The following is a 20,613-nucleotide window of genomic DNA, read 5'->3' as shown; positions in this document are numbered from 1 at the left end:
TTACTCTTCACGCCATTAGAATTCGTTTTACATTTTTATGGGGAATCCATTATGCAGGTAGTGATGTTTGACAGGCAGTCAATATTTATTCATGGAATGAAAATAAGCTTACAGGAACATATTCCAGGAATTGATATTTCTGCTGTTAGTCAGGCCGATGACCTGTGGCGGCAGCTGTTACAGCATCCTGATGCGATACTGATTCTGGACGGTGGTCTGGATCATGACTTCTGCCAATGGCTGTTACAGGAAAAACATCAGCAGTTTCCGGAGTCAAAAGGTATCATTATTGTGAATGATTATAACCGCACCTGGCTGAATGACATGCTGGCCTATAACGTACAGGCTATTATTCCACGAGATGCCAGCGTTGAGATATTCGTGCAGACAATCAAAGGTGTGATGCGGGGGCTTATTTGCCTGCCGGGCGACTGGCGTATGGATTATGAACATGATAAGCAGGGTTTGGATAATCTGAGCCAGCGTCAGCGTGAAATATTATTGTTGTTGGCAAACGGTGAATCGAATAAAGAGATCAGCCGGGCGCTGGATATTAGCGCCGGAACGGTGAAGGCACACCTTGAGTCGTTGTACCGCCGGCTTGGCGTTAAAAACCGCACACAGGCTGCCATGCTGCTAAATAATCGAAAATCTTCAGGTAATATCTGCCTGGAATAATTCTGCTTCAGCCTGGCGCTCTGTCGCCAGGCTGCTCTGCCGTTTCCCTTCTTGTTGCCAGCCTGCAATAGCGTCAGCAAACAGGCCTTGATTAATGCTATGCAGGATAGGGGATTGTTGTAACGCCTCGGGCCCAAGACTGAATGCCAGCGATAGCAGGGCATCGAACTGGCGCTGGCTGACTGGCACCCGTAAGCATTGATGGAGTAAATGCTGGTAATCTGCGACATCCTGCTGAAAGAGCATTTCGGCCTGGCTGCGGGTTATTGCGGTCTCGAAGCGCTCATGGCCGCGTATCAGATGCCCATAACCTACCACCCACAGCCCCTCTTCATCCTGGTATTGTTCCAGCGACAACCCTTGATAACGCTTAATAAACTCTAATCCCGACAGGCTCGGCGTAGCGGTATTCAACATCTTTGCCCCTCATTTAATGGAATGAAGAGTGTAAAAGAGCCATTTTGACACCGCTATTAGCCAGATGTCTGAGAATGATTATATTCATGATTCAATAGGCTGAAGAGCCAGTCATTTTGCCACTCCCCTGCCAGGAAGTAGCTTTCTCGTAGCTCGCCTTCAAGCACAAATCCCATTTTTTCAAGCGTTCGCCGCGAGGCGATATTGCCCGCGGTGACCGTTGCCGTCAGGCGGCGTATGCCGCCGTGTTGAAAGGCGTAGTCACATACCGCACGAAGAGACTCACTGCCATAACCTTTCCCCTGCGCTTCAGGGGCAAATAAAAAACCCACTTCCGCACAGTCGCTGTCCCGATGGATATAGCCCGTCACGCCCAGTGGCGTTTGTTGAGAGTCACGCACTACCAGACATAACCAGTGTTCAGCACCGGGTGACCAGGGATGCAGCCTGGTGTCAAAAGCGGCCCTGATATCCTCTTCGTGTCGGTTATCAGCCACATAGCGCATGACCTGTGGATGCTGCTGTAGCGATAAGAAAAAAGACCAGTCGCTTTCGACGATTGGGGTACAGACTAAACGTTCTGTGGTGAGCGCGATCATAATTTCACATTCTGAAGGGGGGCCGGGACTGCTAATTTGCCTGAATTGCTCTATGGTGTAACGACAAAAATAACAAATAAGTAACCTATTAATCCTAAGGCGAAAAACCTTGCTGTTGATTAAGGAATGGGAAAATGTCGACGTTATCGCGACAGGTTGGCCAGCAGTATGAGCATTGCCTGAGCGTGATACGTCAGGCTTCGCTAGAAATCCTCACGCTGCTAAAGCTGCGCGTGACGGAAGGTAAAGATCCCCGTTGGTTTCTGGAGCAGCTTGATCAAGCACGACTTAACCTTGGCGGCTGGGGCGCCGTGGCCAAGCGGCTTAATATAAACGACAGCCAGTTGAGTGAATTTATGCTCCAGTTGAGGCATCTCCAGCAGGGGATCCCCTCCTATGAGCATGGCCTCACGGCAACGGAAAATCAGCTGATTGCCGCCGAACGGTTTGTGGTGACGCTAGAGCAAATCAAGCAGCAGCAGCCGTTACTGATGTTTAATACCGGCTATGCTGGCGATGCCGAACAGCTACAGGAACAGGCCGAACGGCAGATTCGCACCATTCAGCTTACGCTGCGCGGGCTGGTGATGCAGGTCTGGCCGGATATTCCCCATCTCCACCAGTATCTTAGCGCCCAGTTTGGTTCACACGATGTGATGCGCTGGCGTTCGCGCAGCCCGACGGAAAACGTCCTTGATGGCATGACGTTTAGCGAGCTGGCGCTGTTAATTGTGGATAAAAAGGCGTTCACGCGTTACTACTCTTCGCTTTTTAACCATTCTACCTCACTGACGTTTCTCGCCGAGCAGCGTCTGACGCTGCACACCTTTCTCGACGATGTGCGCCGGATGCGTAATACGTTGCTGGCACACCACCCGTTGACGGAAATGGAGTGCCAGCTGTTAGATCTCTATTCCGAGCAAATCACCACCCCGGTTCAACACGCCTACGAACAGGGGCGTACGCGGGTAAACCCTGCCAGCTTGATGGCGGCGGACGGCAGTGAAATTCAGCGCTACTGGACGCTCGCACGGGACTTTGCCCATGCCTGGGGCGTTGATGGAAAACCGATTGCCGATAGTATTGAGCGTCTTTCGCATAAAGCGCGTGAACGCGCTGACACCCGTGAGCGGATTGCCGCAGCGGTACTGTGGGGGGCGGTTGCGGTATCGGTGTTAGGGATGGCGCTTGGCGGTATCAGTTTGCTGACCTCATCGCCGGAGCCGCGGCCCTACGTTGAACATCCGCAGCCGGTTGTCGTGACCGAAGCTGAGAGTCCTTCGCCGACATCACCTCGTGAGATGCTGGCTCGTCGTGGGATCCTGTGGGATCGCAATGCGCTGCGTTCAGCCATAGATCGTAATGATACGGAAGTAACCACGTTGTTTTTACGTGCCGGCATGACCTGGCAGCTTGCGTGGACGGATGCGGCGATGGCGGCCCAGCATGAGGACGTGTTGAATCTGTTGCTGCGCTACCATTTGCAGATGGATGAACCTAAGCCCTGTCGGCGGTTTATCAACACGCTGACGCACGAGCTTTCACAGGGTGCGCAGCTTACCGCGATTCGTAAATCTTACCTTCAGTCTTTCTGCACCACGCCTGCGGTGGTGGCGCGTCAGCGTCTGGCTGTGGATAACGCCGAGCGGCGCAGTAAAGCGACGGGAGATGCCGATAGTAAAAAATGGTTGGCGATTCAGAAATCGGTGTACGACGTTATCCGCTGAGGACAGGTACCGTGCTGTTCTCTCCCCCATAAGGAGAGAGAACAGCACAACCGCAACTCAAAGCAGCCGGAAGTTCGCATCAGGCGTCATTTTTGTCGGTACCAGGCTGTCTTTCACCATTTCCTTCAGGTCTATCTCAATAGCGTTGCAAATCGCATTGAGCGGCAGGTCGTTATCTTCAGTACCGAAAGGGTCCTCGAGTTCGGTGGCGATAGCGTCGAGTGCCAGTAGTGCGTAGGTGGTGAAAATAGAAAACAGCAGCGTCATAAAGCCAAAATCATGAATCAGCAGCAGCGGATAGACGGCGCAAAAAATACCGACCGTCCGGTGAAGCAGCAATGAATAGGCGTAGGGAATTGGCGTATTGCTGATACGCTCGCAGCCCCCCTGAATAGTGCTCATCTGATTCAAATAGTCATTGAAATTACGGTACACAAACTCGTTGGGCCGATGCAGATAAAGCCACTGCCCGATATTTTGCAGCAGGGCGTTGCAGGGTGTCGTGAGGTGTTGGTAGTCCAGCGCGCGTGAAACCGGTACTGGCCCATGACGCAGTTTGGCTTTTAAGGTTGCGCAGTAGGTGACAACCAGGTCCAGTATCACCATTTTCTCTTCCGGGCTGGCCTTGGTGGTATTGATCACTTCCCGCATGAGCGATCGGCTCGCGATGAGCAGATCCCCCCACAGTTTGCGCGCTTCCCAGTAGCGCAGCCACGCCGTATTGTTGCGAAACCCGATAAAGACCGATATTGAAATCGACACGCCGATAAAATAAAACGAACTCTCTTTTGCGATAATGCCGTGCAGGTGCATCAGCGGCAGCAAAAATAGATACGCGATGTTCAGCATGATGAAAAAACAGAGCTGGGGGGAAATTTTTCTCATGATAGACCCGCGCCATGAGAATAACTTACGCAACCAGGTTTGCTCCGGCCTGACGATCATGGGTTATGCCTTCTCTGGGGACAACGCTAAAATCGAGTCATAAACCATCTGTAGGCGCTCCAGGTAATGAGCAAATACGCGGGTTTTGTCATTAATGGAAATATGGCGGTCCAGATTACCCTGCATGTCGATGCAGGCAGACGGTAGCTCAATACGACCAAGCTCGGCGGATTCCGCTTCGAAGTGGATCTCTATTTCACCAAAAAGACGTGAACGAATAATATTGATGTAGACGCCATCGAACACGCACACGCAGAGACGGCCTTTTTCACTAGGCTGAATATAATGATGGTATAAACGTCCAGTGGTGGTGATTTGGGTGATAAGTTCCATGGAATAGAGATTCCAGTATTTATCCATTTTATTTTTCTGATTAAAAATCAGAAGCGATTTTTCTTCCGCAGAAATAGCGCTAGTGGTCATCTTATTTACTTATCGATATAGGTGGTTTAGGTATATGTAATGCGGCAACGCCACATTACATGGCATTATGGATAACGTCGTACTGGGTCACAAAATTGATATAGTCACGAAGTACCGCAGGGTTATGCGTTTTGCTCTGGTAAATCATCCAGAGATCTATTTTTTGTACTTCCCATTGCGGTAAGAGGGCGGCGAGCTGGCCGCTTTGCAAATAGGGTTTAACGATATATTCGGGCAAAATCGCGACACCGGTTCCCTGCAGCGTTTGCTGCAAGATATAGGTCAGATTATCGCTGGTATGGCGCAGCGGCATCGTCAATTCATAGGACTCATCGCGCTGGAAGAGCGTAATGCTTTTCCAGGTGCGGTGGATTATTAACTCGCAGGTTTTCAGCGCGTCAGGATGCTGAATATCGTGCAGTGATTTGTACTCTGGCGTGCAGACGATAAAACGGTTAAACGTCCCAAGAAAACGGCCAATGCAGGTATCATCGGATGGTTTACCGATGCGGTAGGCCACGTCAAACTCACTGCCCACTGAGCCGTAAAAGGAGTCGGCGGTTAACAGCTCAAGTTCGATATCCGAATGCGTCTGCAAAAACTGATGGTGTACCGCGGGAAGAATGCTCGCCATAAAACCCGGTGGCGCGATGATTTTCAGCTTTCCTCCGGTCTTGCTATGCAGCGCCTGGACCGTTTGGTCTCCGCGAACGCTGGCATCCACTATCTCATGGCAGTAGGCAAGGTAGCGCTCTCCGTCGGCCGTCAGCGATATTTTGCGCGTCGTGCGATTTAACAATCTGAGGTTGAGATACTCCTCAAGAGCGCTAATTCTCTGGCTGATGCGAGATTTTGTCATACCCAGTTCAGCGGCGGTTTTCGTAAATGAACCGTTTTCAACCAGCAGCGCAAAAAGCGCCATATCCTGAACGTGCTTGAGCATAACTTAACCTTAATGTATGACAGCGCGAAATTATACGGAGGGGTAATTGTCCTGTATATACCGGATTGTTTAATTCCTCACAGCGAATTGTTTAATTATCCGCACTAACAAAATAACATACTTCCGATATGAACAATGTGGCAATAAGCGTAAATAATAAAGTAGCTGTTGAATGCCTCTTACTGGTTATAAATATAATCAATGATGATTATTTTTGCTGATTATTTTCCTCGCCGTGATAGCCAGGTTAAAAAACGGTACGAAAGGAAGTGAATAATAAATATATGTTTCTAAAGCGTAAATAAGGTAGGCCGGATAAGCGAAGCGCCATCCGGCTCGATGTTGCACCGTGCCGGATGGGCCAGTTTGCCAGGTTAGTTCAGCGTAATACGCGCGACGCTATCCGGCCCTTTAGTGGAGTTATCTTTGTTGAAGTCCTGCTTCAGCGTCACGTACAGCGTGTTGCCATCATCAGAAAGCAGCAGGCTGTTCGGATGCGTACTGAAATCCCAGCTCTGCTTCACGGCATAGCTGGTGGCATCAAGACGCAGGACTTTTTTCGACTCGCGCTGGCTGATGAAGATCTCATTGCGCTTCGCGTCAAACTTAATACCCAGCGCATCGCCGTCAATACGTTTAATCACTTTTCCGGTGTGCTCATCAAAGACCAGCGTGGTTTTGGCCTTAGAATCATCGGTGACGAACAGGCGGCCGGTTTTTGGATCTTCCGCCATATTCAGCAGTAGATATTCCTTACCGTCGCCAGGCGTCCAGCGCTGCTCGATTTTGTAGCTTTGCGGGTTGATGACCAGCACTTCGCCGCCGCCGTTGGTCGCGTAAATGCGTTTAGTCACCGGAGAATAGATGATGCCGGTAACCCATTTACCTGCGTTATCGATACGCGCTTTCACGGTCATGGTTTTAGCATCGACCACCGAAATATAGCCCGGGTCGGCAACGCGGCCGATAAACAGCAGACCTTCGTGGAACAGCACCTCACGTGCGCCCGCAGGGTCACCGTCTTTGTCTTTGCCGTCGAGCATCAGACGTTGCATCACCTTGCCACTTTTCGCGTCCACTTTTGACACCCCGCCATCCAGCGAGTTGGTGACGTAGAACGTCTTGCCATCGCTATCGACCGCCATGCCAAAGTTTTTCAGATCGGTATGGGTGATACCGGTGACGGCAAGCGAGGTAGGGTCTACGCGATAAATCACGCCGCCGTTCACATCTTTAAAGCTCTGCGCGCTGGCAACAAACAGTGATTTCTCGCCGGAGAACAGCGCCATTTCATACAGACCATCGCCCAGCGCATTTTGCGTGACGCCAGCAGCGGTTTTCAGCGCCGCGGCGCTCTCGGCAGGCTGCGCATTTTCAGCAAGGGCAGGCAGCGAGTGGAGGGTAAAAGCAGCGACGAGTGCGGCGCAGAGCGCCGTTTTGCGCGGGCTGAATAACGTTACCATTCGAAACTCCATCATTGGATAAGCGGTTCCCGGCAGAGGCTGTGCGGTGACGGGACAATGTAATAAGAATGAGAATCATAATTATTTATCACAAATGCGCAAATTCGCCGATCCTATTTTTCAGTGGTCACGCACCCACATCTGTGCAAATTGAGCGCAAGCGAAGCGGGGAATTATGTCAACACTTTGATAATAAACATGTATACATTTCCTTACATTTAACTGATAAAACAGACTGCTTCATTTAAAGCGAGTAATTATCATTGGCATTCTCATTTGTGGTCGTTATCGCTTTTTATGCAGCTCAAAAGCTTACGGAAAAGCGCGTCATTTCTCGGCGCTGCGAGCGGAAAGACCTCACTCACAACAACAAGATCTGATGGGACCTAATATGTTTTTTAACGGCAGGGAAATCAGCGGGAAACCGCTCACCGTTTCGCTTCTTGCGCTAGCGATTCACGGCTTCGTTCACCAGGCTCAGGCCGCAGAAACCAGTCAGGAGATGGTGGTCTACGGCAGCGGAGAAAGTACGTCCGACGAGCAGCAGGATTACGCGGTAAAAACTACGCATGCGGGCACCAAGATGAATCTGGCACCGCGTGATATTCCGCAGTCCGTCAGCGTCGTCACGCACCAGCGCATGCAGGATCAGGACCTGCAAACGGTAGACGAAGTGTTGACCAACGCGACCGGCGTGTCGTCGCAGCAGATTGACTCTGAACGCAGCTATTACTACTCGCGCGGTTTTGAAATCACTAACTTCTCCTACGACGATATTCCCACCTCGCTGGGCGATGCCTGGAACTATGGTGATGCGGCGGAAGATACCGCCATCTATGACCGTATTGAGGTGGTGCGCGGCGCTAACGGGCTGATGACCGGGGCGGGCGACCCGGGCGCGACGGTCAACATGGTGCGCAAACGGGCGGACAGTAAAGTAGCAACCGGCAATATCAGCGCCAGCTATGGCAGCTGGAACAAGCAGCGCTATGTCGCCGACCTCTCTACGCCGCTGAACTCTGACGGCAGCCTGCGTGGGCGCATCGTCACCGGCTATCAGGATCAGGACAGCTGGCTTGACCGCTACCATAAAACCAAGAAATTCTTCTATGGCGTGGTGGATGCGGATCTTACCAACAGCACCACCGTGTCGCTGGGTTGGGACTACCAGAAATCTAATACCGGGAACCCAACCTGGGGCGGGCTGCCGAGCCTCTACAGCAACGGCACGCGTACGCACTATGACCGCAGCACCAATACGGCGGCAGACTGGACGCGCTATCAGGTTGAGTCCCGCAAGGTGTTTGTCGACCTGACCCACGAATGGGATAACGGTTGGTCGTATCGCTTTAATGGCACCCACGGCGAGCAGACCTTCAATGACACACTGCTGTACGTGATGGGCAACCCCGATGCCGATACCGGCGACGGTGCCACCGGTTGGGGCAGTAAGGATAAAGGCAAGCGCACCGTCGATTCCTTCGATACCTACGCCAACGGGCCATTCAAGCTATTGGGGCGTCAGCATCAGTTGATGGCCGGTGCGAGCTACAGCCGTCAGCACAATGCCACCTTCAGCCAGGATGGGCCGATGGATGCCAGTCAGATTGGTATCTTTGATAACAACTGGAACGGCAGCGTAGCGCAGCCGGAATGGGGCGACTGGTATCAAAATGCCGACGACATTGTGCGGCAGAAATCAGCCTATACGGCGGCTCGCCTGTCGCTTGCCGACCCGCTATCGCTGATTATTGGCGCGCGCTATACCCAGTACAGCACCGACGGCAGCAGCGGCGATATGCGCAAATATAACATCACACCGTACGGCGGCCTGGTGTATGACCTGACTGAAAGCCTGTCGGCCTACGCCAGCTACACCTCTATTTTCGCACCACAAACCAAACGTTCGGTCGATGGTTCATGGCTGTCGCCGGTGACCGGTAAGAACTATGAAACCGGCCTGAAGGCGGACTGGGCGGACGGGCGCTTAACCACCAACTTCGCGGTGTTCCGTATTGAGCAGGAAAACGCGGCGGAAGAGGTGAGCGGTGAATTTGTCAACGGCTCCAGCGAGCAGGCGTACCGTTCAACCAGCGGCGCGGTGAGTAAAGGGGCAGAATTTGAGGTTAACGGCGCGGTCACCGATAACCTGCAGTTGACCTTCAGCGCTACGCGCTACGTTGCCACGGATAGCGATGGCCGCTACAACAGTTTTGCGCCGCAGACGCAGCTTAAGCTGTTCACCCGCTACCGCGTGCCGGTGATGCCTGAGTTGACCATCGGCGGCGGTGCAAACTGGCAAAACCGGGTCTATAAAGACGTGACCGGGCCGGACGGCGAAACTCAGCGTCTCTACCAGAGCAGCTACCCGCTGGTGAGCCTGTTCGCGCAGTATCAGGTCACCAAACAGCTGGCGGTGCAGGCCAACGTCAACAACCTGTTTGACCGTGAATACTACTCGTATCTGGATGATTCCGCGGTATACGGTGAGCCGCGTAACGTCTCGGTCAGCATGACCTACGCTTTCTAAAACCACGCCCCGGCTTCACGCCGGGGCTACGCCTGCCGGGGTTGGGCAACCTGGCGGCGGATTTCCTCTAGCACTTCATCCAGAATAAACTGTACACGCCAGGGCTGATATTCACGTTTGCGGTAGATAGCCACCAGATCGAGCCACCATTCGTACTGTTCGGCGAAGCAGGGAGCGAGTACTCCGGATTGAATATCGGCCTGCACGCTACTTTTAGGTGCAAAGACAATGCCCAGCCCGTTGCGCGCCAGCTCAAGTGCCGCCTGAGTGTTGTCGCAGATGTAGTTGCCGGTAACGCGAAAGTCACGAACCTCCTGGCTTCCGGCGAGGCTAAAGCGCCAGATGTTGGCGTCATTAATCAGCATTGAATCCATCAGAATACAGGAGTGTTTGTCGAGATCGTCCGGCGAGCTGATAGGGTGCTCCGCAAGATACTGGGTGCTGGCATAGGCGCTGACCGCATATTTCGCGATAAAGCTTGCCACTAAGGATTCATTTTTGGGTTGCACGCAGGAAATTAAAATATCGCAGTCATCAGGAAATTCGGAACCTTCATAAAATGACTTTCGTTCCAGATTAAATGTTTTCAGATATAAACTGATGTTTCCGATATCTTTTATGGTATTTACCACGTTGCGTGCCAGATAGGCGTTAATCATTGTTGGTGAGTAAATCGTGACGCGGCCATTTTTTTCATGCTTATAGTCAGCCACGAAATGATTAAGCTGGTTTTCTTTTTCCAACAGGTCGTTAACGTAAGGCAGCAGTGATTCACCAAAGCGAGTTGGCGTGAGCTTACGCGAGCTACGCTCAAAAATTTTAAGCCCAATTTTTGATTCAACATCAGAAAGATAGCGGCTGACATTGGCCTGCGCCATGCCCAGCACGGTAGCAGCGTGGCTGATATTTTCGCTGGCGGCCACCACCGATATTATTTTTAATTCCTGAGGCTTAATCTGAAGTTTCTTCATTGCCCAGCTCTATATATAAATTGATATAGATCTATATAAATATTGAGATTGCATCAATATAAATACGAATATTATCATACTTGACACTAGGGTATTATATTAGGTCGGGACAACGGGAATGTCAATTAAGCGTAATGCGGCGCTGCTTTTAATTATGTCTTTTATTTCAGGTGCGTCATCGGCAGCGTTATCGGTTGGGGCAGGAGCGGTATTTAATGAATCTATTTATCGCGGATATAATGAAAATACTCATGCGGTGCCTATTGTTAATTACGAAGGCGATTCATTTTATATTCGCCAGACCACGCTAGGCTACGCATTCTTTAAAAATCAGCGCGATGAAGTCAGCCTGACGGTCTCCTGGCTGCCGCTGACCTTCGATCCGTCGGATAACGACGATAGCGCTATGAAGCAGTTAGATAAGCGTAACAGTACCGCAATGGCCGGCGCGGCGTGGTATCACCACGAAAAGTGGGGCAGCCTGAAAGTTTCGGCGGCGGCGGATATTCTGGATAACAGCAACGGCTGGGTGGGGGAACTCTCTTATTTCCGCGTGCTGCCAGTGGGCCGGTTGGCGATTATCCCTGCGCTGGGGGTTTATTACTATGACGATAGCTTCAACCACTATTACTACGGCGTGTCGAGGGCGGAATCTCGCCGCAGCGGATTAGCACAATGGTCGCCGGGCAGCAGTTGGATGCCGTACGTTGGGCTGACGATGAAGTACCCGCTGACCAACAACCTGATGCTGACGGCAAATGCGAGCTACAGCGTGCTGCCGGATGAGATTAAAAATAGCCCGATGGTTGATCGTGATGGCAGTTTTACCGTGTTGACTGGGGTGACCTGGCGGTTCTAGGGTTTAGTGCAATCCCGGCGGCGCTTCGCTTGGCCGGGCTACACGCGCATGCAGCCCAGGCGAGGCGTTTACGCCGACCCCGGGGAAGCGCGCATAAAAAAAGCCAGACATTCGTCTGGCTTTTTGTCGTTCAGGCAATGTGCCTTAGCGCATGGTCACGAACTCTTCCGCCGCCGTAGGATGAATCGCCACGGTGTTGTCGAAGTCCTTCTTGGTCGCGCCCATCTTCAGCGCCACGGCGAAGCCTTGCAGGATTTCATCCATGCCGAAGCCAATACCGTGAATACCGACGATCTTCTCTTCCGGGCCAACGCACACCAGCTTCATGCGGCACGGCTGACGGTGTGAAGTCACGGCGGTATACATCGCGGTGAAGGAGGATTTATAGACCTTCACGGCGTCGTCACCGTACTGCTCACGCGCCTGCGGCTCGGTTAAGCCCACGGTGCCGATTGGCGGGTGGCTGAAGACCACGGTCGGGATATTGCTGTAGTCCAGATGTTCGTCCGGCTTGTTGTTAAACAGACGCTCGGAGAGACGACGGCCTGCGGCTACCGCCACCGGGGTCAGCTCTACCGCACCGGTGTTATCACCCACGGCATAAATACCCGGAACGTTGGTGTTCTGGAATTTATCAACGACGATGTAGCCTTTATCGTTGGTTTTCACGCCCGTTGCGGCCAGGTTGAAGTTATCGTTCGCCGGTTCGCGACCAATCGCCCAAATCAGGCAGTCGACGGTCTGGCTGCGGCCGTCTTCCAGCTCCAGGGTCAGGCTGCCATCGGCATTCTTGACCACCGCTTTTGGAATCGCATTGGTATGCAGCTGCGGGCCTTCGGCGTTCATCACCTCAAGGAGCGTCTCGACGATTAACGGGTCGAAGCTGCGCAGCGGCGCGTGTTTACGTACGAACAGGTGGGTTTCAGAACCCAGACCGTTGATAACGCCCGCTAATTCAACGGCGATATAGCCTGCACCCACCACGGCAACGCGCTTCGGCAGCGCCGGCAGCTCGAAGAATCCGTCGGAGTCGATACCGTATTCCACGCCTGGAATATTCGGGTGGCTCGGACGACCGCCTGTCGCGATCAGAATATGATCGGCGGTGATCGTCTCACCGTTTACTTCGATGGTTTTGGCATCGACGAAGCGCGCAAAGCCCTTAATTACATCAACCTTGTTCTTACCCAGTACGTTGTCGTAAGAGGTATGAATGCGGTCGATGTAGGCGGTACGGCTAGCAACCAGCTTGTCCCAATCGAAGTTATTGATGGTGGTGTCGAAACCGTAGTCCGGGCCATACATGTGAATTGCTTCGCGAATCTGCGCGGCATGCCACATTACTTTTTTCGGTACGCAACCAACGTTCACGCAGGTGCCGCCGAGATCTTTGGCTTCGATTAACGCGCACTTCTGGCCATACATGGCCGCACGGTTAATGGAGGCGATACCGCCGCTGCCGCCGCCAATGGCGATGTAGTCGTAATGTTTGGTCATGGCCGCTCCTGAATGTTTATTGTTGAGTGGGTGAGCCTCATGCTCCCCGTCAAAATACTCGCGATTGTATACCTGAAACTGATAGGTTCCACCGATGCCTGCAATTACTCCGGCACGATCCAGTTTACCAGCGTATGACCGGTACCTGTCGGAACCAGCTTGCTGTGCAGCCACGGCAGCACGTTGTTCATCTGTGCTTCAAGCTTCCACGGCGGGTTGATAACAATCATGCCGGAAGCGGTCATGCCGCGCTGATCGCTGTCCGGACGCACCGCCAGCTCAATTTGCAGGATTTTGCGAATGCCGGTCTCTTCAAGGTCGCGGATCATGCGCTTGATTTGCTGGCGCAGCACGACCGGATACCACAGGGCATAGGTGCCGGTGGCAAAACGCTTGTAGCCATCGTTGATACCGCTCACGACCGCCTGGTAGTCGGTTTTAATTTCGTACGGCGGGTCGATAAGGATCAGGCCGCGACGAGAAGCCGGTGGCAGCTTGGCTTTCAGCTGCTGGTAGCCGTCGGCACGATCAACGCGGGCGCGGTTATCTTTCTGGAATTCAGAGCGCAGCAGCGGAAAATCGCTCGGGTGCAGCTCGGTCATTTGCAGGCTGTCCTGCTCGCGCAGCAGCTGGCGGGCAATCAGCGGGGAGCCAGGGTAGTAGCGCAGCTGGCCGGTGCGGTTGAAGTGTTCCACCACGGAGATGTACGGCACCAGTTCTTCCGGCAGGTCGTCCTGCTGCCAGATACGGGCGATTCCTTCCAGGTATTCCCCGGTTTTTTCGGCGTGCTCGCCACTCAGCTGATAGCGGCCTGCACCGGCGTGGGTGTCCAGATAGAGAAACGGTTTCTCTTTCTCTTTCAACGATTCAATGATCAGACTCTGAACGGTGTGTTTTAAAACGTCGGCGTGGTTGCCTGCGTGAAAGCTGTGGCGATAACTGAGCATGGATGCGGATATTCCGGGAATTAAACAAGATAGCTGACAGTTTACCGCAGATCCGCGCAGATTACCGCTGTAGCGCTGCGTCGTTTCCATTTGTGGCAATACTGTTGCAAAACGTGAACGTGTCATAAAAACGTCAAGCGACGGGTTTAGCGTCAACGGCAGGCAAGGTAATTGTTTGAATAAAAGGAAAATAATGAAACTGCAAATCACACTGCTAGCCGCTGCGATGGCGCTGGCAATGCCGGTACTGGCAAAAGACGTTTCCGTCAATCAGGCGGCGGCAATCGCTAACACCGTGACGCCAACGGCGGTCAGTCCGGCGTTTGACGCGCTGGAAGGGCAATCGCTGACGGTGCTGCGTGCGGCGTTGAAAGGCGACGCGCCGACGCTCACTCGCGACCAGCTGGAAAAAGCGAAGCAGAGCAAAACGCAGGCCGATAAAGCCTGGCTCAAGGCCAGCGGCTATGACTTCCAGACTAAAGCCAACCAGCAGGCCGGTATCGAACTGCTCTCGGCATTCAGCGCCCTGCCTGAGACGGTAGTGAAGCAGAACCTGGCGACGGTGACCGATATTAACCGTGATGCGACCCAAACTGCCCGCCACCAGGCGCTGGCGGATGCGGAAGGCATCAACCACCTTTACTTCCTGAGCGATGCAATGGGGCCACGTTTGGGCAAAGCGTTTATCGCGGCCTATGACAAAGGTGAGCTCAGCAAAGCGGCAGCGCTGATTAAAGCCTCCGAAGTGAGCACCAGCGCGGCGAAAAAACACTTCAATAACCCGCGTCCGTTCCTGATTCAGGGCAACACCATTCACCTGGTGCCGGACGATGTGGTGATTAAAGATAACCATCCGTATACCGCCGACGGCGGCTCATTCCCAAGCGGCCATACCAATACCGGCTATACCGACGCGCTGCTGATGGCGGAGATGATCCCCGAGCGTTTTGACGCGCTGGTGACTCGCGGCGCGCGCTATGGCTACTCGCGTATCGTACTCGGCGTGCACTATCCGCTGGACGTCATGGGCTCCCGCATGGTGGCGCAGCGTAACGTCGCCCACTACCTGAACGACGCGAAGTTCCGCGCGCTGTTTAACGAAGCCCGCGACCAACTGCGCGCGGCGCTGGAGAAAGAGTGCGGCACGACGCTGGCTGAATGCGCGAAAACAGCGGGTAAAGATGACCCGTACCGCGACCCGGCGATGCGCGATTTCTACCGCTTTACCATGACCTACGACCTGCCGCAGCAGAAGGGTGAGAAGCAGGCCATCACGGTGCCGCAGGGCGCTGAAGTACTGCTGGAAGCGGCGCTGCCGAATCTCTCTGCCGCGCAGCGTCGCGCGCTGATGGTGAAAAGCGCGCTGCCGGCGGGTTATCCGCTGTCAGGCACCACCGCTGACCAGCAGTTCTGGCAGCGTCTGAACCTGCCTGCCGCCTATGAAATGGCGAAAAAGCCGCACTAATTAGCGCAGCATGTTGAGGGAAGGCGGTACCGGCTGCGGTATCGCCTTTTTTAAATGTACATGTAGCTTTTCAATCTCCGGCGATTGCGCCGAAGCCTTCGGCCACACCAACCAATAACCATCCCCGGTAGCGACGGCGTCGTTAAAGGGCAGCGTCAGCAGACCGCTGGCGAGCGCCTCCTGGCTCAATAGCAGATCACCAATGGCGACCCCATGCCCACCAATGGCGGCCAGATAGCCCTGCTCAAGGGTATCGAACACCTTACCGCGTGCGGTATTCAGCGTTGGGAATTGCCCTGTCCGTTTTAGCCAGCGCCGCCAGTCGCGGCGATCCGGTGAGGGGTGAATCAGCTCGCAGCGCTCGAGATTTTCCCTGGCCTGTGCGGTGAGCCGGGGGGCACAGATAGGTATCAGCCACTCTTCAAACAGCAACTGACTTTGTGTCCCGGAACCAAATTGGCCGTCGCCCAGCAAAATGGCGCAGTCGTAGGGTTCCCGGCTGAAATCAACCGTATCGGTATCCATCCACACGCTGGAGAGCGCAATTTGCGGTGAGGTGAGCGGTTGAAGTGCTGCCAGCAGCCAGCGCATGGTCAGCGTGGACGGTGCTTTCAGGCGAAGCTCGCGACGACGATGACCAAATGCCTCGCAGGCTCGCTCCAGACTTTGAAAGCCCTCACCGAGCTGTGCCGCCAGCGTTTGTCCGGCGTCGGTCACGGTGACGCGCGGCCCGTGGCGCTGAAAGAGCGCGCAGTCGAACCATTGCTCCAGCGTGCGGACATGACGACTCACCGCGCCGGGCGTCACGTTGAGTAATTCAGCGGCTTTGCTGAAGGAGCCTAAGCGAGCAGCGGCTTCAAAAGCGCGCAGTGCGTACAGCGGCGGTAGCGACATGGTGATGTTCTATTGTGAGTTTTACTCACATTGAAGCGTAGTTTTTTCCGTTTTTCAATGCGCGACCCGCGCCGAATAATGGGTGTTACGTTGTAGGCCGGATAAGCGAAGCGCCATCCGGCATGCTGTCGCCGATTGTTGGATGGCGGCGTAAACGCCTTATCCGACCTACCTTAAGGATAAACCATGAATCTGACGTTACTTGCCGCCTATATGCTGGCGGTATTATTGCTGCTGGCAACGCCCGGCCCGGTGGTGGCGCTGGTCACGGGAACCGCCGCGCGGGAAGGCAGCCGCCGGGCGTTTATCACGGTGATAGGCACTAACGCCGCGTCGCTGGTGCTGATTGTGCTGGCAGCCCTGATGCTGCTCGGCGTGGTGGCATTGTCGCCGGTCATGCTGTCGCTGTTGGGGATGGCGGGCTCGCTCTATATCGGCTGGAGCGCCATCAGCAGCTTGATGCACAAGGCGCAGGAGGTGCAGATGACTCCTGCGCGCGGCGGCCTGCTGAAGGGCTTTCTTATTGGTATTTCAAACCCGAAGGACATTCTCTTCTTTGTCGCCTTCTTCCCACAGTTTATTGCCGTCACGCAGGACTTCACGCTGAGCATGCTGACGCTCTCGCTGGTGTGGGTGGTGTTTGATGTTACCGTGTTGTCGCTCTATATCCTGACGGTTCAACGCTTGCTGTCAGGAAAGTATGCGCTTCGCCTAGAACGCCTCTCCGCGCTGTTTTTACTGGTAGTTGCGCTGTTCGGCATCGTTTACAACGTCGGTGAAATGAGTGCCCACTATCATTGAAATTCCCCCAACTATCCCCCATTCTAGATCTATCGCTAAAGCGCCGATGAGCGCTTCATTTCTTTCTTAGACCAGGACTGCGCATATGACCAATCCATTACTGACCCCCTTCGACCTACCGCCGTTTTCCCAGATTCAGCCCGAACATGTTGTCCCTGCCGTGACCAAAGCACTGAACGACTGTCGTGAGAATGTGGAACGCGTAGTGGCGCAGGGCGGGCCGTATAGCTGGGAAAACCTCTGCCAGCCGTTGGCGGAAGTGGACGACGTGCTGGGGCGTATTTTCTCGCCGGTGAGCCACCTGAACTCGGTCAAAAACAGCCCGGAGCTGCGTGAAGCCTATGAGCAGACGCTGCCGCTGCTGTCGGAATACAGCACTTGGGTCGGTCAAAACGAAGGGCTTTACAACGCCTACCGCGACCTGCGTGATGGCGATAACTACGCCACGCTGAACACCGCACAGAAAAAAGCGGTCGATAACGCGCTGCGTGATTTTGAACTGTCCGGCATCGGTCTGCCGAAAGAGAAGCAGCAGCGCTACGGCGAAATTGCGACGCGTCTGTCAGAGCTTGGCAACCAGTACAGCAACAACGTGCTCGATGCCACCATGGGCTGGAGCAAGCTGGTTGCCGATGAATCTGAACTTTCCGGCATGCCGGAAAGCGCGCTGGCCGCGGCGAAAGCCCAGGCTGAAGCCAAAGAGCAGGAAGGTTACCTGCTGACGCTGGATATCCCAAGCTACCTGCCGGTGATGACCTACTGCGACAACCAGGCGCTTCGTGAAGAACTGTACCGCGCCTACTCCACTCGCGCCTCCGACCAGGGACCGAACGCCGGGAAGTGGGATAACACGCCGGTGATGGAAGAAATTCTGGCGCTGCGCCACGAGCTGGCTCAGCTGTTGGGCTTTGAAAGCTACGCCTTTAAATCGCTCGCCACCAAAATGGCGGAAAACCCACAGCAGGTGCTCGACTTCCTGACCGATCTGGCCAAACGTGCCCGTCCGCAGGGTGAAAAAGAGCTGGCCCAGCTGCGCGCCTTCGCTAAAGCCGAATTTGGCGTTGATGAACTGCAACCGTGGGATATCGCCTACTACAGCGAAAAACAGAAACAGCACCTCTACAGCATCAGCGACGAGCAGCTGCGCCCGTACTTCCCGGAAAACAAAGCCGTTAACGGTTTGTTCGAAGTGGTTAAGCGCATTTACGGCATCACCGCCAAAGAGCGTACCGACGTTGACGTCTGGAATCCGGAAGTGCGCTTCTTCGAGCTGTATGACGAAAGCAACGAACTGCGCGGCAGCTTCTACCTCGACCTGTACGCCCGCGAGCACAAGCGCGGCGGGGCGTGGATGGATGACTGTGTCGGCCAGATGCGTAAACTCGACGGCACGCTGCAAAAACCGGTCGCCTACCTGACCTGTAACTTTAACCGCCCGGTGAACGGCAAACCGGCGCTGTTTACCCATGACGAAGTGATCACCCTGTTCCACGAGTTTGGTCACGGCCTGCATCATATGCTGACCCGCATCGAAACCGCTGGTGTTTCCGGTATCAGCGGGGTGCCATGGGATGCCGTCGAACTGCCAAGCCAGTTTATGGAAAACTGGTGCTGGGAGCCGGAAGCGCTGGCGTTTATCTCCGGCCACTATGAAACCGGCGAACCGCTGCCGAAGGAACTGCTGGATAAAATGCTGGCGGCGAAAAACTACCAGGCGGCGCTGTTTATCCTGCGTCAACTGGAGTTCGGTCTGTTCGACTTCCGCCTGCACGCCCAGTATGACCCGCAGCAGGGCGCGAAAGTGCTTGAGACGCTGGCCGAAATCAAGAAACAGGTCGCCGTGGTACCAGGTCCAACCTGGGGTCGTTTCCCGCACGCTTTCAGCCACATCTTTGCGGGTGGTTATGCGGCAGGCTACTACAGCTACCTGTGGGCCGACGTGCTGGCAGCAGATGCCTTCTCTCGCTTTGAGGAAGAAGGGATCTTCAACCGTCAGACCGGGCAGTCGTTCCTCGATAACATCCTGACCCGCGGTGGTTCTGAAGAGCCAATGGCGCTGTTCAAACGCTTCCGTGGCCGTGAACCGCAGCTTGATGCGATGCTTGAGCACTACGGCATCAAGGGCTAACTCGTTCGTGAAAATTTGTTTACTTGATGAAACGGGCGCCGGAGACGGCGCCTTATCTGTTCTTGCCGCCCGCTGGGGGCTGGAACAGGATGACGACAACCTGATGGCGCTGGTGATGACGCCGGAGCATCTGGAACTGCGCAAACGCGACGAGCCAAAGCTTGGCGGCATCTTCGTGGATTTTGTCGGCGGGGCGATGGCGCACCGGCGTAAATTCGGCGGCGGTCGCGGTGAAGCGGTGGCGAAAGCCGTGGGCGTGAAAGGCGGTTATCTGCCGGACGTGGTGGATGCGACGGCGGGGTTGGGGCGTGATGCGTTCGTGCTGGCTTCCGTTGGCTGCCGCGTGCGGATGCTGGAGCGTAACCCGGTGGTGGCGGCATTGCTCGACGATGGCCTGGCGCGCGGCTACGCCGACCCGGAAATTGGCCCGTGGTTGCAGGAGCGGCTACAGCTGATTCATGCCTCCAGCCTGACGGCGTTAACGGATATCACCCCGCGTCCGCAGGTGGTGTATCTTGACCCGATGTTCCCGCATAAGCAGAAAAGCGCGCTGGTGAAAAAAGAGATGCGCGTGTTTCAGTCGCTGGTGGGACCGGATCTGGATGCGGATGGTCTGCTGGAACCGGCGCGTCAGTTGGCAACCAAACGCGTGGTGGTGAAACGCCCGGATTACGCGCCGCCGCTGGCGGACGTGGCGACACCGAATGCGGTGGTCACCAAAGGGCATCGGTTTGATATTTATGCGGGGACGGCGGAGTAACTCCGCCTTCCCAATGTAGCCCGGCCGAGCAAAGCGACGCCGGGGACGGCGCAAGGGTGAGCACCGAGCAGCCCCGGGGTCGGCGTAAACGCCTCGCCCGGGCTACACGCGTAAGGCGTTAGCCTCCATCCGGCATTACCGACTAAACAAACGGTGCCAGCGGGTCCGCAATCTCAAACGCCACTGCACGATCCGCTTTCGGTGGATAAATCAGTTCGCTGACAATCGACACTTTCAGCTTCTTCGCCTCTTCACGCGTCAGCTTCACCTGCTGATCCCAGCCTTCACTGTACACCGCACCCCATGCACCCAGATCCAGACAGGTAACGTACATCTCCTGACGATACGGCAGCGGGGCGACATTCAACAGGCTTGCTGCCACGTTGTTACCGGCAAATTTGCCCAGCAGAATGGCGTGCTGGCAGGTCATCAGCGCATGGTTGCCCTTATCGTCGGTGGCTGCGTAGGCGACGTCGCCGGTGGCGTAAATGTCTTCGTGCCCTTCAACCTGAAGATTTGCGTTCACGTGCAAACGACCCTGGCGGTCGCGCGGCGCATCAATCTGC

18 protein-coding genes and 1 pseudogene are annotated in these 20,613 nt (G+C 54.6%); 8 read left to right on the top strand and 11 right to left on the bottom strand.

Features of this window, described 5'->3' with window-relative positions; all coding sequences use genetic code 11:
• Window positions 1-51: 51 nt before the first annotated feature.
• The gene (locus GKAS_RS09820; RefSeq protein WP_035893914.1) at window positions 52-678 is read left to right on the top strand and encodes a response regulator transcription factor; all 627 of its coding nucleotides are present in this window, start codon (window positions 52-54) and stop codon (window positions 676-678) included.
• Here the strand turns inward: GKAS_RS09820 and GKAS_RS09815 are convergent.
• Window positions 655-1,095, bottom strand: coding sequence for a lysozyme (locus GKAS_RS09815; protein ID WP_035893913.1), 441 nt, complete (start codon window positions 1,093-1,095; stop codon window positions 655-657). The two genes, GKAS_RS09820 and GKAS_RS09815, sit on opposite strands and share 24 nt — an antisense overlap.
• Before the next feature lie 56 nt (window positions 1,096-1,151).
• The gene (locus GKAS_RS09810) at window positions 1,152-1,694 is read right to left on the bottom strand and encodes a GNAT family N-acetyltransferase (protein ID WP_035893911.1); all 543 of its coding nucleotides are present in this window, start codon (window positions 1,692-1,694) and stop codon (window positions 1,152-1,154) included.
• 134 nt (window positions 1,695-1,828) lie between these two features.
• Here GKAS_RS09810 and GKAS_RS09805 point away from each other — a divergent pair, with 134 nt between their 5' ends.
• Window positions 1,829-3,421 (top strand): STY4199 family HEPN domain-containing protein, encoded by a 1,593-nt coding sequence (locus GKAS_RS09805; RefSeq protein WP_035893909.1) that lies wholly within the window; start codon window positions 1,829-1,831, stop codon window positions 3,419-3,421.
• A gap of 57 nt (window positions 3,422-3,478) precedes the next feature.
• On the opposite strand, the gene GKAS_RS09800 is transcribed toward GKAS_RS09805, so the two are convergent.
• From GKAS_RS09800 to GKAS_RS09785, 4 genes are all read right to left on the bottom strand, one after another.
• On the bottom strand, window positions 3,479-4,366 hold the full coding sequence (locus tag GKAS_RS09800; protein WP_035893907.1) for a bestrophin family protein: 888 nt from the start codon (window positions 4,364-4,366) through the stop codon (window positions 3,479-3,481).
• A gap of 3 nt (window positions 4,367-4,369) precedes the next feature.
• Window positions 4,370-4,789 carry a hypothetical protein gene (locus GKAS_RS09795; protein WP_035893906.1) on the bottom strand — a complete coding sequence of 140 codons (420 nt, stop codon included), beginning with the start codon at window positions 4,787-4,789 and terminating at the stop codon, window positions 4,370-4,372.
• 55 nt (window positions 4,790-4,844) lie between these two features.
• Window positions 4,845-5,732 (bottom strand): LysR family transcriptional regulator, encoded by an 888-nt coding sequence (locus GKAS_RS09790; protein ID WP_035893904.1) that lies wholly within the window; start codon window positions 5,730-5,732, stop codon window positions 4,845-4,847.
• A 374-nt stretch (window positions 5,733-6,106) separates the two neighbouring features.
• A complete protein-coding gene (locus tag GKAS_RS09785; RefSeq protein ID WP_035893902.1) occupies window positions 6,107-7,195 on the bottom strand; it encodes a YncE family protein in 1,089 nt (362 codons plus the stop codon).
• Between the two features lie 391 nt (window positions 7,196-7,586).
• Here GKAS_RS09785 and fhuE point away from each other — a divergent pair, with 391 nt between their 5' ends.
• The gene (gene fhuE, locus GKAS_RS09780) at window positions 7,587-9,725 is read left to right on the top strand and encodes a ferric-rhodotorulic acid/ferric-coprogen receptor FhuE (RefSeq protein WP_051910749.1); all 2,139 of its coding nucleotides are present in this window, start codon (window positions 7,587-7,589) and stop codon (window positions 9,723-9,725) included.
• Between the two features lie 26 nt (window positions 9,726-9,751).
• Here fhuE and GKAS_RS09775 read toward each other — a convergent pair whose 3' ends face one another.
• The gene (locus GKAS_RS09775; RefSeq protein ID WP_035893900.1) at window positions 9,752-10,696 is read right to left on the bottom strand and encodes a LysR family transcriptional regulator; all 945 of its coding nucleotides are present in this window, start codon (window positions 10,694-10,696) and stop codon (window positions 9,752-9,754) included.
• Between the two features lie 118 nt (window positions 10,697-10,814).
• On the opposite strand from GKAS_RS09775, the gene GKAS_RS09770 reads away from it, so the two are divergent.
• Complete coding sequence (locus GKAS_RS09770) at window positions 10,815-11,555, top strand: MipA/OmpV family protein (RefSeq protein ID WP_035893898.1); 741 nt, start codon at window positions 10,815-10,817, stop codon at window positions 11,553-11,555.
• Between the two features lie 144 nt (window positions 11,556-11,699).
• On the opposite strand, the gene gorA is transcribed toward GKAS_RS09770, so the two are convergent.
• On the bottom strand, window positions 11,700-13,052 hold the full coding sequence (gorA, locus tag GKAS_RS09765; RefSeq protein ID WP_035893896.1) for a glutathione-disulfide reductase: 1,353 nt from the start codon (window positions 13,050-13,052) through the stop codon (window positions 11,700-11,702).
• Between the two features lie 104 nt (window positions 13,053-13,156).
• Window positions 13,157-13,999, bottom strand: a complete 843-nt coding sequence (locus tag GKAS_RS09760) for a 23S rRNA (adenine(2030)-N(6))-methyltransferase RlmJ (protein ID WP_035893893.1) — start codon at window positions 13,997-13,999, stop codon at window positions 13,157-13,159.
• Between the two features lie 193 nt (window positions 14,000-14,192).
• On the opposite strand from GKAS_RS09760, the gene GKAS_RS09755 reads away from it, so the two are divergent.
• Window positions 14,193-15,464, top strand: coding sequence for an acid phosphatase (locus GKAS_RS09755; protein ID WP_035893892.1), 1,272 nt, complete (start codon window positions 14,193-14,195; stop codon window positions 15,462-15,464).
• Here the strand turns inward: GKAS_RS09755 and GKAS_RS09750 are convergent, their stop codons facing one another.
• On the bottom strand, window positions 15,465-16,358 hold the full coding sequence (locus tag GKAS_RS09750) for a LysR family transcriptional regulator (protein WP_035893891.1): 894 nt from the start codon (window positions 16,356-16,358) through the stop codon (window positions 15,465-15,467).
• A 186-nt stretch (window positions 16,359-16,544) separates the two neighbouring features.
• On the opposite strand from GKAS_RS09750, the gene GKAS_RS09745 reads away from it, so the two are divergent.
• The 3 genes from GKAS_RS09745 (at window position 16,545) to rsmJ (ending at window position 20,047) form a co-directional block, all read left to right on the top strand.
• Window positions 16,545-17,159: a LysE family translocator gene (locus GKAS_RS09745; RefSeq protein ID WP_035893889.1), complete on the top strand. Its 615-nt coding sequence runs from the start codon at window positions 16,545-16,547 to the stop codon at window positions 17,157-17,159.
• 85 nt (window positions 17,160-17,244) lie between these two features.
• Complete coding sequence (gene prlC / locus GKAS_RS09740; RefSeq protein ID WP_035893886.1) at window positions 17,245-19,287, top strand: oligopeptidase A; 2,043 nt, start codon at window positions 17,245-17,247, stop codon at window positions 19,285-19,287.
• 7 nt (window positions 19,288-19,294) lie between these two features.
• Complete coding sequence (gene rsmJ, locus GKAS_RS09735; RefSeq protein WP_035893884.1) at window positions 19,295-20,047, top strand: 16S rRNA (guanine(1516)-N(2))-methyltransferase RsmJ; 753 nt, start codon at window positions 19,295-19,297, stop codon at window positions 20,045-20,047.
• Between the two features lie 142 nt (window positions 20,048-20,189).
• Here the strand turns inward: rsmJ and GKAS_RS09730 are convergent.
• Window positions 20,190-20,613, bottom strand: a pseudogene (locus GKAS_RS09730) (NAD(P)/FAD-dependent oxidoreductase); the annotation flags it as partial.

Origin of the sequence: Kluyvera ascorbata ATCC 33433 (assembly GCF_000735365.1) — a bacterium.
Taxonomy (GTDB): domain Bacteria; phylum Pseudomonadota; class Gammaproteobacteria; order Enterobacterales; family Enterobacteriaceae; genus Kluyvera; species Kluyvera ascorbata.
This window is presented reverse-complemented; position numbering and strand designations above follow the sequence as displayed.

What these genes read in the sequence shown, in the direction of transcription:
- GKAS_RS09785 (WP_035893902.1), bottom strand. Translation starts at nt 7,195, where the DNA reads ATGGTAACGTTATTCAGCCCGCGCAAAACGGCGCTCTGCGCCGCACTC.
- GKAS_RS09750 (WP_035893891.1), bottom strand. Translation starts at nt 16,358, where the DNA reads ATGTCGCTACCGCCGCTGTACGCACTGCGCGCTTTTGAAGCCGCTGCT.
- prlC (WP_035893886.1), top strand. Translation starts at nt 17,245, where the DNA reads ATGACCAATCCATTACTGACCCCCTTCGACCTACCGCCGTTTTCCCAG.
- GKAS_RS09795 (WP_035893906.1), bottom strand. Translation starts at nt 4,789, where the DNA reads ATGACCACTAGCGCTATTTCTGCGGAAGAAAAATCGCTTCTGATTTTT.
- GKAS_RS09755 (WP_035893892.1), top strand. Translation starts at nt 14,193, where the DNA reads ATGAAACTGCAAATCACACTGCTAGCCGCTGCGATGGCGCTGGCAATG.
- GKAS_RS09770 (WP_035893898.1), top strand. Translation starts at nt 10,815, where the DNA reads ATGTCAATTAAGCGTAATGCGGCGCTGCTTTTAATTATGTCTTTTATT.
- GKAS_RS09745 (WP_035893889.1), top strand. Translation starts at nt 16,545, where the DNA reads ATGAATCTGACGTTACTTGCCGCCTATATGCTGGCGGTATTATTGCTG.
- GKAS_RS09805 (WP_035893909.1), top strand. Translation starts at nt 1,829, where the DNA reads ATGTCGACGTTATCGCGACAGGTTGGCCAGCAGTATGAGCATTGCCTG.
- gorA (WP_035893896.1), bottom strand. Translation starts at nt 13,052, where the DNA reads ATGACCAAACATTACGACTACATCGCCATTGGCGGCGGCAGCGGCGGT.
- GKAS_RS09810 (WP_035893911.1), bottom strand. Translation starts at nt 1,694, where the DNA reads ATGATCGCGCTCACCACAGAACGTTTAGTCTGTACCCCAATCGTCGAA.
- GKAS_RS09800 (WP_035893907.1), bottom strand. Translation starts at nt 4,366, where the DNA reads ATGATCGTCAGGCCGGAGCAAACCTGGTTGCGTAAGTTATTCTCATGG.
- GKAS_RS09760 (WP_035893893.1), bottom strand. Translation starts at nt 13,999, where the DNA reads ATGCTCAGTTATCGCCACAGCTTTCACGCAGGCAACCACGCCGACGTT.
- GKAS_RS09815 (WP_035893913.1), bottom strand. Translation starts at nt 1,095, where the DNA reads ATGTTGAATACCGCTACGCCGAGCCTGTCGGGATTAGAGTTTATTAAG.
- fhuE (WP_051910749.1), top strand. Translation starts at nt 7,587, where the DNA reads ATGTTTTTTAACGGCAGGGAAATCAGCGGGAAACCGCTCACCGTTTCG.
- GKAS_RS09790 (WP_035893904.1), bottom strand. Translation starts at nt 5,732, where the DNA reads ATGCTCAAGCACGTTCAGGATATGGCGCTTTTTGCGCTGCTGGTTGAA.
- GKAS_RS09820 (WP_035893914.1), top strand. Translation starts at nt 52, where the DNA reads ATGCAGGTAGTGATGTTTGACAGGCAGTCAATATTTATTCATGGAATG.
- GKAS_RS09775 (WP_035893900.1), bottom strand. Translation starts at nt 10,696, where the DNA reads ATGAAGAAACTTCAGATTAAGCCTCAGGAATTAAAAATAATATCGGTG.